At 35.0% G+C, this 17,309-nt stretch carries 17 protein-coding genes; 14 read left to right on the top strand and 3 right to left on the bottom strand.

From position 1 onward, the window contains the following. Positions 1-81 precede the first annotated feature (81 nt). From BM183_RS05410 to murQ, 7 genes are all read left to right on the top strand, one after another. A complete protein-coding gene (locus BM183_RS05410; protein WP_091685055.1) occupies positions 82-558 on the top strand; it encodes a pyridoxamine 5'-phosphate oxidase family protein in 477 nt (158 codons plus the stop codon). Further along, entirely contained in the window at positions 559-1,647 is a 1,089-nt protein-coding gene (locus BM183_RS05405) for a hypothetical protein (protein ID WP_091685053.1), read from the top strand. A gap of 60 nt (positions 1,648-1,707) precedes the next feature. Beyond that, positions 1,708-2,790 carry a MupG family TIM beta-alpha barrel fold protein gene (locus tag BM183_RS05400; protein ID WP_091685052.1) on the top strand — a complete coding sequence of 361 codons (1,083 nt, stop codon included), beginning with the start codon at positions 1,708-1,710 and terminating at the stop codon, positions 2,788-2,790. A gap of 327 nt (positions 2,791-3,117) precedes the next feature. Then, positions 3,118-4,749 (top strand): extracellular solute-binding protein, encoded by a 1,632-nt coding sequence (locus tag BM183_RS05395; RefSeq protein ID WP_091685050.1) that lies wholly within the window; start codon positions 3,118-3,120, stop codon positions 4,747-4,749. A gap of 70 nt (positions 4,750-4,819) precedes the next feature. Next, positions 4,820-5,776: an ABC transporter permease gene (locus tag BM183_RS05390; protein ID WP_091685048.1), complete on the top strand. Its 957-nt coding sequence runs from the start codon at positions 4,820-4,822 to the stop codon at positions 5,774-5,776. A 10-nt stretch (positions 5,777-5,786) separates the two neighbouring features. Then, on the top strand, positions 5,787-6,656 hold the full coding sequence (locus BM183_RS05385; RefSeq protein WP_091685047.1) for a carbohydrate ABC transporter permease: 870 nt from the start codon (positions 5,787-5,789) through the stop codon (positions 6,654-6,656). Between the two features lie 21 nt (positions 6,657-6,677). After that, positions 6,678-7,595, top strand: a complete 918-nt coding sequence (murQ, locus tag BM183_RS05380; RefSeq protein WP_091685045.1) for an N-acetylmuramic acid 6-phosphate etherase — start codon at positions 6,678-6,680, stop codon at positions 7,593-7,595. A gap of 7 nt (positions 7,596-7,602) precedes the next feature. Here the strand turns inward: murQ and BM183_RS05375 are convergent, their stop codons facing one another. Beyond that, positions 7,603-8,460, bottom strand: coding sequence for a MurR/RpiR family transcriptional regulator (locus BM183_RS05375; RefSeq protein WP_091685044.1), 858 nt, complete (start codon positions 8,458-8,460; stop codon positions 7,603-7,605). A gap of 241 nt (positions 8,461-8,701) precedes the next feature. Here BM183_RS05375 and BM183_RS05370 point away from each other — a divergent pair, with 241 nt between their 5' ends. The 3 genes from BM183_RS05370 (at position 8,702) to BM183_RS05360 (ending at position 11,720) form a co-directional block, all read left to right on the top strand. After that, positions 8,702-10,249, top strand: a complete 1,548-nt coding sequence (locus BM183_RS05370; protein WP_170847896.1) for a glycoside hydrolase family 3 protein — start codon at positions 8,702-8,704, stop codon at positions 10,247-10,249. A 130-nt stretch (positions 10,250-10,379) separates the two neighbouring features. Then, the gene (locus tag BM183_RS05365) at positions 10,380-10,883 is read left to right on the top strand and encodes a GNAT family N-acetyltransferase (RefSeq protein ID WP_091685041.1); all 504 of its coding nucleotides are present in this window, start codon (positions 10,380-10,382) and stop codon (positions 10,881-10,883) included. A gap of 390 nt (positions 10,884-11,273) precedes the next feature. After that, positions 11,274-11,720, top strand: coding sequence for a GNAT family N-acetyltransferase (locus tag BM183_RS05360; protein ID WP_091685039.1), 447 nt, complete (start codon positions 11,274-11,276; stop codon positions 11,718-11,720). 47 nt (positions 11,721-11,767) lie between these two features. Here BM183_RS05360 and BM183_RS05355 read toward each other — a convergent pair whose 3' ends face one another. Both BM183_RS05355 and BM183_RS05350 read right to left on the bottom strand, forming a co-directional pair. Further along, entirely contained in the window at positions 11,768-12,040 is a 273-nt protein-coding gene (locus tag BM183_RS05355; protein WP_170847895.1) for a hypothetical protein, read from the bottom strand. Between the two features lie 289 nt (positions 12,041-12,329). Further along, the gene (locus BM183_RS05350; RefSeq protein WP_091685036.1) at positions 12,330-13,112 is read right to left on the bottom strand and encodes a DeoR/GlpR family DNA-binding transcription regulator; all 783 of its coding nucleotides are present in this window, start codon (positions 13,110-13,112) and stop codon (positions 12,330-12,332) included. Between the two features lie 380 nt (positions 13,113-13,492). Between BM183_RS05350 and deoC the strand changes: the two genes are divergently transcribed. The 4 genes from deoC to BM183_RS05330 all read left to right on the top strand — a co-directional run bounded on the left by deoC (position 13,493) and on the right by BM183_RS05330 (position 16,755). After that, positions 13,493-14,158 (top strand): deoxyribose-phosphate aldolase, encoded by a 666-nt coding sequence (gene deoC, locus BM183_RS05345; protein WP_091685034.1) that lies wholly within the window; start codon positions 13,493-13,495, stop codon positions 14,156-14,158. 22 nt (positions 14,159-14,180) lie between these two features. Then, positions 14,181-14,888 carry a purine-nucleoside phosphorylase gene (gene deoD / locus BM183_RS05340; protein WP_091685032.1) on the top strand — a complete coding sequence of 236 codons (708 nt, stop codon included), beginning with the start codon at positions 14,181-14,183 and terminating at the stop codon, positions 14,886-14,888. Between the two features lie 241 nt (positions 14,889-15,129). Then, positions 15,130-15,552 carry a cytidine deaminase gene (gene cdd, locus BM183_RS05335; protein WP_091685031.1) on the top strand — a complete coding sequence of 141 codons (423 nt, stop codon included), beginning with the start codon at positions 15,130-15,132 and terminating at the stop codon, positions 15,550-15,552. Positions 15,553-15,573: 21 nt separating this feature from the next. Further along, positions 15,574-16,755, top strand: a complete 1,182-nt coding sequence (locus tag BM183_RS05330; protein WP_091685029.1) for a BMP family lipoprotein — start codon at positions 15,574-15,576, stop codon at positions 16,753-16,755. The last annotated feature ends 554 nt before the right edge of the window (positions 16,756-17,309 follow it).

Here is a 17,309-nt window from a genome sequence, read left to right as displayed (position 1 = left end):
ATTTCCCATGTATTATTTAGGTAATTTCGAAATGCAAAGTATGCCAGAACCTATAAAGGAATAAAAAATGGAGGAATTATCATGAACAAGTATGAAAACGTGATGAAGCTTATGGAAGAATACTGCGGAAACGGAAAGGACAACCTTATTGCTCTTGCAACTATTGCATTGTCCACCAACGCCGTCGGCAATCCCCGTCCTGCTGTCCGTATGGTTGATGCTTACTATGAAGATGGCGTGTTTTATGTTTCTACAGACGCGAATAAAAATAAAATGCTGGAAATTGGGAAAAACAACGAGATTTCCATTTGTGGGTTAGACTTGTTTGCTGCTCAAGGAACGGCTGAAAATCTCGGTTGGGTAAAGGACGAGAGGAATGCAGAAATAAGAGCGAAGATGAAAAAAATTTTTACATGGTTCGATGCACATGGCGACGAAGACAACCCTGACTCAATCGTTCTGCGTATCACCCTTACGGAAGGAACGATAACTGATAATGACAAAAAATACGGTGAATGGCAGTATAAAGTTGACTTTGTGAAGAAAGAAGTGAAATAAATGGGAAAGACATTCAAAGATATGGCAAAGCACTTAAAAAATGTTATTACGCCAGAAATACCTGAAACATATGCAATTAATCCAATGTTTAAAAAGATTTCAAATGAGGAAGATATTCGAGAAGGAGTTCTTGCGTTCAGAGACTTTTTATATCAGCTTTGCGATGTTTTGATTGTTGAAGGTGATTCGTATGACAATTATAAACAGAATGCTCACGTATTTGATGACCGTGTTACTATTTCGGTATATTTTCCATTCCTGCATAATGTGAAATGCTTATTATTGAATATAGGTTTTCATGGTGTACTAACAGAAAGCGCCAGGTCCCTTACCGTCGGAAGCAATATATTCAACACTAAAATCCCCGTTTCAAAAAGCATTGAATGCTTGCGATTCTTGACTGATTGCGGCATATTGATTGACGGTATAGACCTCAATGAAAAAAAGCCGGATTTATCAAAAGTTGAGAGAATAAAAATTTCGTATCCTGATAATCCTGCTATGTTGACGGGCTTGAAGGTAATGGCAATAGCCGAGATAGAATTTGGCAAAAATGTCAACAAATTCGAGGTCAATAAGTCCAATACAATCAGTTATTGCCGCTTCTCCGATATTTTATTGCGATGTGATTACAGAGTATTGAAAAATAATAAAACCGACGATGTTATTTCTATATTAAAAGGTACTATGAAACCTTTGTCTGCCAATGTGCAAGATTTTATATTGCAGCTACATCAATGCTATTTGGATAAAGGGCTTAAATGCAATGTGGAAATAAAAGATTTATGGATAAAGATTAAATATTCTTATAAAAGTAAAGAGATATGGGGAATTAATGTATCACTTAATAATGGTTATCAAATAAACATCAAAGCTAAAAACACGCATAAATACGCTGATACCATCGAAAAATTCCCTTCATTTATACAAGAAATGATTGAAAAAGGTTATGGCTGTGGAATAAAAAGAGGGATAAGCGATCATTGTAATGGAGGTTGCCAAGGGTTTCGTTTTTCACTGGATGACTCAATTATTGATATAAGAAATGCTATCGAAACTTGGCTTGACACGGAATTGTCATTTGTATAGTATAAGCATCCAAGTTGAGGTTTCATAACTTAATTTTATAAAGAAAGAAAGGGTATCACAATGATTAATTCAATCGGCTATTCCGTATTCTTATCAACTTTCAAAAACCAAAAAGAACAACTTTCGTCCTTATACAAAGAAGGCAATTTTATCTTCACCTCATTCCACATCAGTGAAGAATATGACAATACATACATCCAGCGTGCCAAGGACATGTGTACTTATCTAAACACATGGGGTTATCGCATCATCGCAGATGTTTCCATAAATACTCTGAAGCTATTTCATGCCGGGTCACTTTTAGAATTGGCCAAGATGTTAAATGTATCCATCCTAAGAATCGATTACGGATTCTCCGAGGATGAAATACTTAAGCTGGCAAAGGAATTTCCTGTTTGCATCAATGCCTCCACTGTTACCTCTGACTTCGCAGAAAAATTATCTTCAAATTCCTTAGATATATACGCCATGCATAATTACTATCCAAGACCTGAAACCGGACTAGATGAAGAACAATTTCAAATTCGCAATAAGATGTTACTAAGTAAAGGATTTAAGCTTCTGGCCTTCATACCGGGAGATGCAGATAAAAGAGGACCTATATATGAAGGTCTTCCAACATTGGAATCCCATAGATATATTGCTCCTTACGCAGCATTTATATCACTATTATCCTATAACATTGACGGTGTTTTTATTGGCGACGGCATTATCAGCCAATTCCAAGCAAACATGATATCACAATATCAAAATTCAAATATCTATACACTACCTGTAATATTTGAAAAAGAATATGAATATCTATATAGTAAAGAATTTACCATAAGAACAGACTCTCCCCGTTGGCTTAAGCGTTTACAGGAATCAAGAGTAAATGGTGCCAACCAAGATATTCTGCCAAACCATTGTACGGAAAGAACAACAGGCTCCATCACAATTGATAATAACCGTTATCAAAGATATTCCGGAGAGATTCAAATTATTGTAGAAAATCTTCCGGCCGATGAAAGGGTAAATGTTATCGGGCAACTACCAAAAGAATATCACCTTTTATTAAAGAATATTATGAATGGTTCAAAAATTCGGTTTGTAAAAACAATGGAAGAATCAAAAATGTTTCAGAAGGAGCAGGAACATCAATAAATAGTACTTACATTTAAAAATAATATATATAAAAGTTGCTAACTTACTTATTAAGCTCTGCATCTGGTATTAGGGAGCGGTTTGAAACCCGGCCTATACTGGGTACAGGGCTATTTTGTTATTGTGCAACATATACATAAATTAATGATATTGATTATTTATTTTAACAATTTTGCATTATTATATTGACGAAACTTTATTATAATGTTAAGATACAATTATGAAACAAAGTTACATGTTATGTCCTATATTATGAAACTTATATACATATGTAACTTTGTTGAATATGCGTGAATACATAGCAAAATTAATGAGGAGGATTTGAAAATGAAAAAGTTGGTATCATTATTTTTGGCACTTGCTATGATAGTAGGGTTATTTACAGCATGTGGCCAAAAGAAAACCCCTGTTACAACTGATTCTTCAAAAGAAGAAACAACAGGGAAAGAAACAACAGGAAACGAAACAGCGGGGGCAGAATCAAAACAACCTGAGACGGAAGAACCGGTTAAGATCAAGATTTACTATTCAGACAATGCTACGTTACCGTTTAAAGAAGATTGGTTAACTGTAACAGAAGCAGAAAAAATGTTTAATGTTGACTTCCAATTCGAAGTTATCCCAATTGCTGACTACCAGACTAAAGTTTCTTTAACACTTAATACTGGCAGTAATTCACCAGATGTTATTCTTTACCAGAGTACAGTAGGTGAGAATGCTTCTCTTGCTCTTAATGGTGCATTAGTTCCTATCAGTGATTATTCAGAGTTCACTCCGAATTTCAACGCTCGCGTTGAAGAATTTGGATTACAAGAAGAAGTTGATTCGAAAAATTTAGCAGATGGCAAACGTTATTATATGCCAGGACTTTTTGATAAACCTTTCTATGATGGTGGACTTATTTTAAGAGAAGATTTCTTAGAAGCAGAAGGATTACAAGCACCTAAAACATTCGATGATTTATACAATATATTAAAAGCTTATAAAGCAAAGAATCCGGATTCTTATCCACTTACTATTTTAGCTGGTCCACGTGTATTATACAGAATGACAATGCCTTCTTTCGGTGTTAGTTTAGGTAAAAACGGTTCATCAGGTACAAATACACTAAGCTGGGATTATGATAAGAAAGAATACTTCCCAGGAGCAATTAGTGATGGGTACAAAGAATACATTAGTTACCTTGCAAAATTATATGCAGAAGGATTGTTAGATCCTGAGATGGCAGATCCAATTGACGGTGATATGTGGTCTCAGAAGATGGCTACCGGCAAATCTATGGCTACCTATGCTTATTATGACCAAATCGGAGGTGTTGCAGGTACATCAGAAATTGAAGGGTTTAAATTACAGATGTATCCTGCATTAGAAGGCCCAGCTGGTGCTCATCATCAAGAAAAGAGCCGTACTGGTTCTGGTATCATGTTCCCAGCTGCTACAGCAAAAAGAGATGATTTCGAACGGGTAGTACGTACCATTGATAATGTATTTTTCTCAGAAGAAGGTGCTAAATTATGGTGCTTAGGTGTTGAAGGTGTTACTTATACAATGGAAAATGGTAAAATTAAATATGCTGACGAAATAGTTAACTCACCAGAAGGTATTTACAAAACGCTACAAACAAAATACGGATGTGGTTCCGATGTTACACAATTGGTATGGGTAAATGAACGCGAAATGACAAAATATGATGAAAACTATGCACGTATTAACCAAGAAGTTAATGCAATGGGTGACGTGATCCGATCACTTCCACCTGTACCAGCGTTTGACGATATGCAAGCAGAAGACGCGGTTGTGTTACAGACACCATTATTTGATACTTTTAGCGTTTGGGCGGATGCATTTATTACAGGCAAGAAGAGTGTTGAAAAAGACTGGGATGCTTATGTAAATGAAATGAAGACACTAAAGATTGACGAGTTCTGCAAGATTTATAATGATAATCTAAAGAAATAATCTTTAATGATGGAGGCTACCCTTATAATACAAACTAAGGGTAGCCTCTTATAGAAACAGGAGGTTGACTATGGATTTACGCAAAAAACAGAATGTAGACGTAACCGTAACAAAGAGAAGGAGCCCTTTTCAAAAACATCTAAGACGTTATTGGCAACTCTATGCAATGATGGTTTTGCCAATTTTATATTTTATTGTATTTAAATATCTTCCTATGTTTGGAAATGTGCTTGCATTCCGCCGATATAGACCGGCAATGGGGCCTTTTGGAGTTAAGTGGGTTGGATTTAAGTATTTTGAGACATTTCTAAAGGATCCGGCATTCTGGAGAGCATTTAGAAATACTTTTACTATATCATTTATGAACTTAATTATTAATTTTCCAATACCAATTATTTTTGCTATATTGTTAAACGAAGTACGTCATGTACGTTTTAAGAAATTGGTACAGACCGTTTCATATATGCCAAGATTCATATCAACCGTAGTAGTAATAGCGATATTACAAGAATTGCTATCACCAAGTTCAGGATTGATAAATATATTTTTACAGAATGTATTTGGTATGGAACCAATTTATTTTATGAATGAGCCAGAGTACTTTAGGTGGCTTTATGTTCTTACGGATACATGGCAATTTACTGGTTGGACAGCTATTATTTATTTAGCTGCTATAACTGGCATAAATTCTGATTTATTCGAAGCAGCTCAGATAGATGGAGCGAATCGTTTTCAACAAATCACTCATGTAACAATACCATCCATCTTACCAACCATTATGGTTATGCTTATACTAAATGTTGGACGTATGTTAAGTCTTGGTTTTGAAAAGGTTCTGTTAATGTATACGCCATCAAATTCACAGGTTAGTGATATTATAGATACTTTAGTTTATCGAATAGGTCTTTATAATCAGAACTATTCGTATGCAACAGCAATCGGTTTATTTACCGGAATTATTGGAGTAGTGCTTGTATCTTCATCCAATACAATCAGTAAAAAATTAACCGGCGATGGAATCTATTAGGAGGTGCCCTGTGAAAAAATATCGTACAAAAGGTAACTTAATCTTTGATACCATAATCTATTTGATTATGATTTTTGTTTTATTAATGTGTTTGGTTCCATTTATTTATATGATTGCGTTATCTCTTTCCTCTCCGAAAGCAATTGTGAACAATCAAGTTTCATTATTACCGGTAGGTCTTAATTTTGAAGCATATAAGCAAATATTTACATACCCTAACTTTTTTAAAGCTTATGGAAACACCATATTTTATACAACAGTTGGTACATTAATCTCCTTATCCATGACAACTTTATTTGCTTATCCACTTTCCAAAGGGTTTTTAAAAGGTCATAAAATTGTAATGAAAATGGTTGTATTTTCAATGTTTTTTTCAGGGGGTTTGATTCCGAATTACTTGATAATTTCGAATTTACACTTAACAGGTACAAGATTTGCAATGTTACTACCATTTGCAATCAATCAATTTAATTTGATTATATTAATAAATTTCTTTAAATCTATTCCATCGGAGATTGAAGAAGCAGCATTTATTGATGGCTTAAGCTATTTTGGTGTACTGAGAAAGATTATAGTGCCATTATCAAAAGCAGCTCTTGCAACAGTCGGGTTGTATACCGCTGTATTTTTCTGGAATGATTGGTTTAATGGATTAATCTATTTAAACACAACTCAATTCCCTGTAATGTTATTCTTAAGAAACATAGTAAATGGAACCACCATGGTTGGAGATGCGGCTGGTTCTGCAGATAAAGCAACCATAGGTATTTCCATAAAATCTGCAGTAATTATTACATCAACATTACCAATTATTATTCTATATCCATTTTTACAGAAATATTTTGTGAAAGGGCTTACGGTAGGATCTGTAAAAGGCTGATGAGGCAGAGAGGTAAAATACATGGTAGAATTAAGCACAATTGAAACAGAGCAGAAGAATGAGAGGACAAAAAATATTGACAGTCTTTCCACGTTAGAAGTGTTGCTTCTAATCAATGATGAGGATAAGAAAGTTGCATTTGCAGTAGAGAAGGAATTAGAACATATTGCAGAAGCAGTTGAAATTATCTATGAAAAGATAGTTCGGGGAGGGCGCCTTATTTATAGCGGCTGTGGAACCTCTGGGCGATTAGGTGTATTAGATGCAGCAGAATGTCCTCCCACCTTCGGAACGGATCCGGAATTAGTCCAGGCACTTATAGCAGGAGGGATTACAGCTATTGTTAAGGCAGTGGAAGGAGCTGAAGATAATCAGGAGCTAGGTGCAAAGGATCTACAAGACATCAATTTTACCAATCGTGATGTATTGGTTGGGATTGCAGCAAGCGGAAGGACACCTTATGTAATTGGGGCAGTGAATTACGCCAAGAGTATTGGTGCTAAGACAATTAGTGTAACTTGCAGTCCAAATTCTGAATTAAATTCTATTGTAGATGTGGCTATAACCCCACAACCTGGACCGGAGGTAATTACCGGCTCCACAAGATTAAAGAGTGGAACTGCACAGAAGATGGTATTAAATATGTTAAGCACCTCCGTTATGATAAAACTGGGTAAGGTGTATGGAAATTTAATGGTTGATGTAAAGGCAACCAATGAAAAGCTTATTGAGAGAACTGTATCAATTGTTCGAGGTACTACGAGAGTCAGTGACGCCAAAGCAAGAGAAACTTTAGCTTTGTGCGGATATTCTGCGAAAACAGCAATCGTTATGATAGAATGCAATATGAATACGGAAGAGGCAGAGAAAGCTCTTATGGATGCTAATGGTCATATTGCAAGAGTTATTAGTAGAAAAAGTAATGAAAGCAACTTTTAACAACTAATTAAAGTCTATGGCTGCGGCAAACTTCAGAACTTTTCTCCAGGTATTTTTCTACTTTTGAGTAGTTCTTGTTTGCTAAGCTTGTAAAAAGCAGATCTACTATTGTTAACTGGGCAATACGGCTGCTCATAGCACCGCTGCGATAATCAATTTCTGGTGCCGATAAGTAGATAGCATAATCTGCATTTGCCACTAACGGACTTTTTGCATATTTCGTAATGGCAATGGTTGGACAATTCGCTTTTTGGGTTAAAGATAATATTTCAAGCATTTCCTTTGTAGTTCCGGAATATGAGAAAATGATTGCAACATCTTTTGGACCTGCATTGGCACCATAAGTTAGCTGGGTATGCATATCATAACCAAATGTAGCATTTTTGTTAATACGCATTAATTTTTTATACAGGTCATCTGCAACTTGAGCGGATGCCCCAACACCAAATATACGTACATTATTTGCTTTCGCTATGATATCTACAGCCTTAGTGAAAGTTTCAGGGTCAATTAGTTTAATGGTATCATCAACTGCTTGTATTGCAGCATTTTTAATTGTATTACACATTTGTTCCAATGTGCTGTCTTTCCTAATATCAGAGAACTCTAGTGTATCCGTTAAATCTGCAGTTGAGTTGTTCAATTCAATAAAGAGACTTTTCTTTAAATCTTTTAGACCATCATATCCAATTGCTTTACAAAAACGAATCCAGGTTACCTGGCTAACCCCTGATTCGTCTGCTAAACGGGCAATGGGAATGGAGAAAATGTTTTCAATATTATTTAAGAAATAAACTGCAACTTTTTTCTCTGAATTATTAAGGGAATCCATAATACTGCGTGTTTTAATTTCAATATTTGTCATTTGAAATGATACCTGCCTTCCTTATATTATTCGCTTATCATAACGACATCATTTTTGAAACAATTAAAAGTACCTTCCCTTACCAGAAAATTATTAGGGAACTTTAATGAAATATAATTCCATGTCATGATGAATATTATGTAACTATTTAACTATAAAAATCAGGAACTGTCAATGTTATATGGTTTCGAAAGGAACCGATCATTAGAAAGGCGCTGAAGCGTCGGAAATGAGGTTAATAATGAATTTATCAGCAAAAGAAAAGATAGGTCAACGTCTTGTAGTTGGATTTCCGGGAACTGAGATTGATTCTGAGTTAGAAGAGTTAATTTTTCAATATAAAATTGGAAACTTCATATTGTTTAAACATAATATTATAAGTGCGTCCCAATTAAGGGATTTATGTAACAAGTTACAACAATTAGCTTTGGAAAGCACAGGATACCCTGCTTTTATTACCATAGATCAAGAGGGCGGAATGGTAACCAGACTTGCGGAGGATAGTGTTAATATTCCCGGTGCTATGGCAATTGCAGCAACCAATAACGTTATGAATGCTTATGAGGCTGGAAAGATCACCGGAGAGCAATTAAAGACGTTAGGAGTAAACTTCAATTTAGCTCCTGATGTAGATATTAATTCCAATATGGATAACCCGGTCATAGGTGTACGAAGCTATGGCGATGATCCAAAGAAAGTTGCGGAATATAGCGTTGCAATGGTGAAAGGCCTTTTAGATGGTGGTGTTCTTGCATCAGCGAAACATTTTCCCGGCCATGGCGATACCAATGTGGATTCACATCTTGGACTGCCTCAGGTAAATAAGACCCTTAGTCAATTGCAGGAATGCGAATTAGTATCATTTCAAGCAGTTATTGATGCAGGAATACCTGCCATAACAACTTCACATATCATCTTTCCCGAATTGGAACCTGAGCATATACCGGCAACTATGTCACGCAATATTATTACCGGCCTGTTAAAAGATAAGATGGGATTTCAGGGATTAGTAGTAAGTGATTGTATGGAAATGAGTGCAATTCAGAAATATTATGGTACAATAGAAGGAGTTAAGGCTGCGGTAAAGGCTGGGGTGGATTTGATCTTCTTATCCCATACCAGAAATTATCCTATAGAAGCAGCCACGGTATTAACTGCAGCACTTGAGGCGGGTGAGCTCTCCATGGAAGAAATGAATGCCTCAGTTGAAAAAATACTACATTTCAAAGAAAAGTATGTTAATTTAAACGAAACTAAGCTGGATTTTGATGTGGAAAAAGGAAAAGCCTTTGCAAGACAACTACGGAAAGATAGTATTACCCCAATCCAGATGCCCACTGATACTTTACCGAAAGTTGATGCAAACTCCTTATTCTTAGGCAGTATACCATTTCGTGCAACCAATATATCGAATGTGGATGATAACACCTTTCATTTTGCAGCATATATGGCTAAACAATTTAATGGACGGGGCATTCTTACCTCAGCTAATCCGGAAGAGAAAGAAATTGAGACTGTATTAGAGCAGGGGGAATATGCCAGCTCCATTGTAATTGGCACCTATAACGGACACCTGAATAAAGGACAGCTTAACTTAGTAAAAGAGGCATCAAAAAAGAATCAGAACGTTATTGTATTTGCCTTACGTAATCCTTATGACTTAATGACACTTCCGGAAAACGTATATGGAATCGCTGTTTACGAATATACTGTAAATAGCCTGGATGTATTGACTGAGTTGTTAAAACATCCATTTGAATTAAAAGGTAGATTGCCAATTCAGATGTAGGCAGTGGAGTAAAGAAAATAATATGTTGCAGATCTTTTCCAAAGTCTTAAATTAGGAAGGTGCATGATATTATAATAAGGGTTACGGCAGTCATGGTACATAACAATATAAAGAACAAGAGGGATGAGCAATGGCAGATATGTTAGTCAATCTATTAAATATTGGTGATTATCACCCAGAAGTAGAACGTTTGAAAGAGGAAGGAATTGAGATATTCCGTGCCTTACCACCTGACAAATTTCGTATTACTGATTGGGTGAGAGAGCATTCTAGTGTTAGTGCAGCCAGTGAATGTGATGTGTGTTTTTCGAACCGCCCAATATCATGCTTTATAGCAGCCAAGGGCAGTCGGATTCTAGGTTATGCATGTTACAATGCAACTGCACCGGATTTTTTTGGTCCAACCAGAGTAGCGGATGAATTCAAAGGTAAAGGCATCGGAAAGGCACTGTTACTTCGCTCCTTAAATGCCATGAAAGATGAAGGATATGTTTATGCAATTATTGGAGGCATCGGCCCGGCAAAGTTTTATGAAAAATGCGTAAATGCTGTTTTAATTGAAAGCTCCAAGGAAAAAAACATTTATGAACATTTCTTAGCATCAATTGAGAAAAAGGAAAATAATTTAGGTTAATATTCAAAAGTATAACAATAATAAAGCCTACAACATAATTAGGGCTGCTGCAAATGTAGTGAGGATACCGGTATAGAGAGTCAGCTGATTTTATAATCCGGTATAAAACATTCTTTTGCAGCAGCCTCTTATCTACCTAAATACTATTAAGGAACATAAAAACATCCTTTCTGGGACAATCCTACTGTTTAACTACATAAAGACTCCTTTCGGGTACATCCTTCTGCTTAACTCTTGAAAATTTGATTTGTGCAACTAAATATGTTATTCTTATAAGATGAGCAGCTTTGAAAAAGATTCAAATCATAGCTACTCACTTTTTAAATGAAAGCAATCATATGATTGATTAAATAATAACTATTTAGTTATAATAATTATAGAGGTGAAAAAGTGATTAGAGAATTAAAAGAACAGGACAAAGAACAATTTATATCAATGGTAGATGCATTCTATCATTCGGAAGCAGTTTTGCACTCCATACCTAAGGAATATATCCTTAATACATTCAATGAAGTGATATCGGGTTCTCCCTATGCTAAAGTATATATTTTTGAAGAACAGGGAGAAATCGCAGGCTATGGACAGATTAGCTTAACCTATTCCAATGAAGCAGGGGGTATGGCAGTATGGATCGAAGAACTGTATATTCTTGAAAAATTCAGAGGATTAGGGCTTGGAAGTTCCTTTTTGAATTTTATTAAAGAAAAGTATGCTTCAAAAGCAAAAAGATTAAGGCTTGAAATATGTGAATCAAATAAAGCAGCAGAAAAATTATATTTGAGAAAAGGATTTACCTCATTAGATTACAAGCAAATGCTTTATGATATTAACCTTTAATATTGGATCAATAAAACATGTAATATAAATATAGAAAAACTTCTGCATCACCCAATCATTAAGTGATGCAGAAGTTTTTTTATTTTACTAGCAGCAACCTCTTCTGCCTCTGTGATCGAAACGATCACCGTGAAAATGTCTGTCTTTTCTATCAAATCTATCGAATCTATCGAATCTATCGAATCTATCGAACCTATCGAACCTATCGAATCTATCAAATCTGTCAAATCTATCACCAAAAAGACCGTCTTTTCGCCGTCTGTCAAAGCAAGAGAAATCGCGGCATCCTGAATCAAATCCACCCATAAGCTTTTCATCATTCCTTTTCGTTTTGTTATTACATAATATGATATAAAATGATATATGTGAATAAAAATATACATTTTTCGTGATTTTATTTACAAAATAAAAATATGTGCGAAAGAATAGGAGTTCTTGGCATACCGGTTACTCAAGCAGCTTTTGTAATCTGAGAGATTTTCTTCTAATACTAACCTAACTGTTTCCAGACGAAGTTATAAGAATACTTTGACATAAAAAAGTACACCTTCAAATGTTAGTTCATTTTTGCCTAAATTTGGGGTGCACTTCATAAGTAGTCCTTGTTTTTTATGAAAGGGTGTACAATTTAATATTCATTCTTTCAATTTCCTGTTTCCATTCTTCAGGAAGGGAGTCGTCTGTTATAATCGTATCAAAATCTTTTAAATCAGCGAAGTAAGCAGGTTTTACCTCATCAAATTTACTGGAATCTAAAAGTAATATCTTTTGTACAGAGGATTGCAGGATTGCCTTTTTGGTTGGAACTTCATAAGGATAAGCACAGGTGACTCCAAGATTAAGATGGATTCCTGCTGCGGATACAAAGGCTTTGTTAAATCGCATACTGGTTATAAGGGAAATTCCTTCTGCACTTTCTACCATCTGGGTCTTTGGATGATACCTTCCCCCGGAAAAAAGAAGGGACAAGTTTTCTTTCATTTTTAAAGAATTAAATATATTTGAATTATAACATAAAATAGTTGCTTCTAAATTATCGTCAATGCTTTGAGCCAGCATTTCTGTAGTGGATCCGGTGTCAATAACCACGATATCCTTTGGTTCTATTAAAGAGGCGGCAAAAGCACCGATTTTTCTTTTTTCCGAGTCCTGTGTAGTTTGAGCACTGCTTAGTTCATAATTAGAGTCCAGTTGTGTTTGCTTATTCACCGGATTATAAATAGCAGCACCATATACATTGTTGACTATATTATTTTTCTCTAATACGGCTAAGTCTCTTCTGATAGTCATCTCAGATACATCAAGAAGACTAGCCAGTTCTTTTATAGATGCCCCATTTTTTGTTCTTATTATCTCGATTAACTGGTTTATTCGGTCGGTCTTTTTGCCCATTTAAATTCTCCTTTTATAATAACATTGGGTCATAAATGTATTTTATTATATTATTTCAGCTAAATTTGTTACCATTATAACATTATGTGGATAAATATGCAAAGATTTTTTGAAAAATGTTTTTATTTCTACAAATTAAACAAAATATTTTAAGAATAAAATGAAATAGAATGAACAAATGTTAAAAGTTGAACAAAATATTGTTGACCAAGATATTAAATGGTGGTAAAATAAACTCATAAAAGCATGCTGAATCATCTGGAAAAAATTATAAAAGATACATGTTTTATTACAGTAGTAGTGGTTCAATAAGTTTAATCATTACTCTATCATAACGCACCTAATAAAGGTGTTTACCTCATGAAAGGAGAATTTTTTATATGGATAAATTAGATATGCTGCATTATGTTGATCATACACTGCTGAAAGCGTACGCAACATGGGAAGATATTAAGAAGTTATGTGATGAGGCCATTCAATATAAAACAGCTTCTGTTTGTGTCCCTTCTTGCTACGTAAAGAGAATTCATGATACATATGGAGATAAAATAAATATTTGTACGGTTATTGGATTTCCTTTAGGATACTGCCCAACTGAGGCAAAAATTGCTGAATGTAAAGTGGCATTGGCAGATGGTGCAAGTGAATTTGATATGGTAATTAATATTTCTGACGTGAAGAATGGCGATTATGATAAGGTGCAGGAAGAGATTGCTGCATTAAAGAAGGCAGTTGGGGATAAGATATTAAAGGTTATCATTGAAACATGCTACTTAACCGAAGAAGAAAAGATCAGAATGTGTAAAGTAGTAACGGATGCAGGTGCGGATTTTATTAAAACTTCTACCGGATTTGGTACAGCCGGAGCAACTTTGGAAGATATTAAGTTGTTTAAAAAATATATTGGTCCTAATGTGAAGATGAAAGCCGCAGGCGGTGTAAAAACCATTGAAGATTTTGAAAATTTTATTAGCGAAGGCTGTGAGAGAATCGGGACCAGTTCTGCAATTAAAATAGTACATGGTGAAGAAGCAAAAGGATATTAAAAAATAGAAAGGAAGATAAACTATGGGAATACCAACACCACATATATCAGCAAAAACAGGAGATTTTGCCAAAACAGTATTGATGCCGGGAGATCCTTTAAGAGCTAAGTTTGTAGCAGAAACCTATTTGGAAGATCCGGTTCTTGTTAATCCGGTTCGTGGAATAAATGGTTATACAGGAACATATCAGGGCAAAAAGGTATCTGTAATGGCAAGCGGTATGGGAATGCCTTCTATTGGCATATATTCATACGAATTATTTAATTATTACGATGTAGATAACATTATCCGTATTGGTACGGCAGGTTCTATGCATCCGGATCTAAAAATCAGGGACGTTGCATTTGGAATGGGTGCATGCACCAATTCAAGTTTTGGAAGCCAGTTTGAACTTCCGGGAACCTATGCGCCTATATGCTCCTTTGAATTGTTAAAAAAAGCAGTAGAAACGGCAGAAGCTATGGAGGATGTTAATTATAAAGTAGGTAACTTTTTATCCTCAGATACCTTCTATGATGATTCCATGGGAACAATGAAGTGGGCTAAGATGGGTGTTTTATGCGTGGAAATGGAAGCTGCGGCATTATATATGACAGCTGCAAGAACAGGTAAGAATGCGTTAGCAATCTGTACTATTTCGGATTCCATAGTTACCGGGGAAGCAACCACTGCCCAAGAAAGGCAGACTAGTTTCCATAATATGATGAAAATTGCTTTAGAAATAGCATAAGCCTAATTTTGTAAACTTTATGAAGATAATTTTATGAAAATTATGGTATAATAGTTCGTTTTATTATATAATTAAAATTGTTAATATGTATTAAGTTGAACTGTGTGATGATAATTGCATGAATAGTATAATCACTATAAAAATAATACTATTTGGGCATGTTCATAAATAATACTAACATGATGTAAGATAGCTTAGTATTGCAAATACCTGATACAAATTAATGGGGAAAGGAGGATATATGAAAGAACTGGAATTAATTAAAGAAGCATATCTGGCACAAGATTTTTCCTATACTCCATATTCTAATTTTAAAGTGGGGGCAGCTTTATTAGGGAAAAACGGTAAAGTATACAGAGGCTGTAACATAGAGAATGCCGCTTATACACCTACCAATTGTGCAGAGCGTACCGCCTTTTTTAAGGCAATTTCAGAGGGGGTAAAAGATTTCGAAGCAATTGCGGTTGTAGGAAATCTTGAAGGGGCCTCATCAGGAGACTTTGAATACTGCGCACCATGCGGAGTATGCAGACAGGTCATGGCAGAATTTTGTGATCCCAAGGAATTCCGGGTTATATTAGCCAGATCAGAGGAGGATTATCAGGTATATACATTAGAGCAATTACTGCCACTAAGTTTTACAGAAAAAGATTTAAACAAATAATATGTATTGGGAGGAATTGAAATGAAATTATTTAAAAAATTAGTGAATGTAGCGTTGATTGCAACCATGATTTTTGTTCTTGGTGCATGTGGAAAACAAAATGATAAAAAAACAGATACAGATAAAACAGAGGAAAAAACTGAAACAACAACTCCTGAGGCTACTCCGGATCCAACCAAGGAAGCAGAAGCACCTAAAACGGATACTTATGAATTAGCTTTAATTACAGACGTTGGAACTATCGATGATAAATCCTTTAACCAAGGTGCTTGGGAAGGTGTTGAAGCTTACGCGAAAGAAAAAGGTCTTACATATAAATATTATCAGCCAACTGGTAAATCTGATGATGAATATATGACTCAAATTGATTTAGCAGTTAAAGGTGGAGCAAAGGTTATCGTTTGCCCAGGTTTCTTATTTGAAGTACCAATCCATACAGCTCAAACCAAATATCCAGAGGTGAACTTCGTTATCTTAGACGGTGCACCACATGCTGATGAAAAAGATGCGCCAATGGATATAACTTCTAACACTTACTCTGTTTTCTATGCAGAAGAGGAAGCTGGTTTCTTAGCAGGTTATGCAATTGTTAAAGAAGGTTACACTAAGTTAGGTTTCATGGGTGGTATTGCTGTTCCTGCTGTTATTAAATTTGGCTATGGATTCGTTCAAGGTGCTGAATATGCAGCTCAAGAATTAGGTTTAGCTGATGATGCAGTTCAAGTTAAATACACATATGTTGGTAACTTCGATGCAACTCCTGAAAACATGGCAAAAGCAGCTTCCTGGTACAATGAAGGAACAGAAGTAATCTTTGCTTGCGGCGGTGGAGTTGGTAACTCTGTTATGAAGGCTGCAGAAACAGCTGGAACAAAAGTTATTGGTGTAGACGTTGACCAATCCAGTGAATCTCCAACAGTTATTACTTCTTCCATGAAGAACTTAAGCAAATCTGTTTACGATGCTCTTGTTGCTTATTATAACAATACATTCCCAGGCGGAACATCTGCTGTTTTAAATGCATCTGTTGAAGGTGTTCAACTTCCAATGGCTACATCTAAATTTGAGAAGTTCACACAAGCAGATTATGATGCAATCTATGCAAAGGTTGTAGCAGGAGAAATTGCTCTTAAGAAAGATACTGATGTTGCAGATGCAAAAGCAGTTGAAGGAACAAAAACTGTTGTAGAATTAATCCAGTAGTTTTATTATTTTAAAAATTAGAAATATATATTAGTTATTCAATAGTAAGTTAAGTAACGGTTGCCTCAAAAGGTGTAAAAGCCTTTTGCGGCATCCTTATTTAACAAGTACATTAGTAAGAATTAGAAGGTAGAAACATTAGTATTTATTCAATATTCAATATAGAAGACAGAAAATAATAAGTAATAGGTAAAAGACAGAAAACAAAAAATAAGAAAATAATGATAGATATAATAGAAATAATGATATAGTTTATAGAGCAGAATAACTTTTTAATAAATAAAATCGGTAGAGCAAAACTCACTTATTCGCTGTTTTTTGAAAGACTAAACAGCATAATATTTTAAAATGAAAGATTCTGCTGTAACCTACATGAGCCTACTTAGGAGCTATATAAAATATGAAGTTATATGAAAAAATCACCTGTGAAACCATATAAACATATTAAAAAAAGAAACATTTATATGTGGAGCGTGTATAGAAGATATTATATTAATAAGACCTGACCGTTACAGCAGTTACATATAGATAGAAATAATGTTTTTTAAGAGGTG

The sequence above is a fragment of the Anaerocolumna aminovalerica genome, assembly GCF_900115365.1.
In the GTDB taxonomy this organism is placed as follows: Bacteria; Bacillota; Clostridia; order Lachnospirales; family Lachnospiraceae; genus Anaerocolumna; species Anaerocolumna aminovalerica.
This window is presented reverse-complemented; position numbering and strand designations above follow the sequence as displayed.

Excerpts from the sequence above, each read along its gene's own strand:
- BM183_RS05410 (WP_091685055.1), top strand. The coding sequence starts at position 82 with ATGAACAAGTATGAAAACGTGATGAAGCTTATGGAAGAATACTGCGGA.
- BM183_RS05405 (WP_091685053.1), top strand. The coding sequence starts at position 559 with ATGGGAAAGACATTCAAAGATATGGCAAAGCACTTAAAAAATGTTATT.
- BM183_RS05400 (WP_091685052.1), top strand. The coding sequence starts at position 1,708 with ATGATTAATTCAATCGGCTATTCCGTATTCTTATCAACTTTCAAAAAC.
- BM183_RS05395 (WP_091685050.1), top strand. The coding sequence starts at position 3,118 with ATGAAAAAGTTGGTATCATTATTTTTGGCACTTGCTATGATAGTAGGG.
- BM183_RS05390 (WP_091685048.1), top strand. The coding sequence starts at position 4,820 with ATGGATTTACGCAAAAAACAGAATGTAGACGTAACCGTAACAAAGAGA.
- murQ (WP_091685045.1), top strand. The coding sequence starts at position 6,678 with ATGGTAGAATTAAGCACAATTGAAACAGAGCAGAAGAATGAGAGGACA.
- BM183_RS05375 (WP_091685044.1), bottom strand. The coding sequence starts at position 8,460 with ATGACAAATATTGAAATTAAAACACGCAGTATTATGGATTCCCTTAAT.
- BM183_RS05370 (WP_170847896.1), top strand. The coding sequence starts at position 8,702 with ATGAATTTATCAGCAAAAGAAAAGATAGGTCAACGTCTTGTAGTTGGA.
- BM183_RS05365 (WP_091685041.1), top strand. The coding sequence starts at position 10,380 with ATGGCAGATATGTTAGTCAATCTATTAAATATTGGTGATTATCACCCA.
- BM183_RS05355 (WP_170847895.1), bottom strand. The coding sequence starts at position 12,040 with ATGATGAAAAGCTTATGGGTGGATTTGATTCAGGATGCCGCGATTTCT.
- BM183_RS05350 (WP_091685036.1), bottom strand. The coding sequence starts at position 13,112 with ATGGGCAAAAAGACCGACCGAATAAACCAGTTAATCGAGATAATAAGA.
- deoC (WP_091685034.1), top strand. The coding sequence starts at position 13,493 with ATGGATAAATTAGATATGCTGCATTATGTTGATCATACACTGCTGAAA.
- deoD (WP_091685032.1), top strand. The coding sequence starts at position 14,181 with ATGGGAATACCAACACCACATATATCAGCAAAAACAGGAGATTTTGCC.
- cdd (WP_091685031.1), top strand. The coding sequence starts at position 15,130 with ATGAAAGAACTGGAATTAATTAAAGAAGCATATCTGGCACAAGATTTT.
- BM183_RS05330 (WP_091685029.1), top strand. The coding sequence starts at position 15,574 with ATGAAATTATTTAAAAAATTAGTGAATGTAGCGTTGATTGCAACCATG.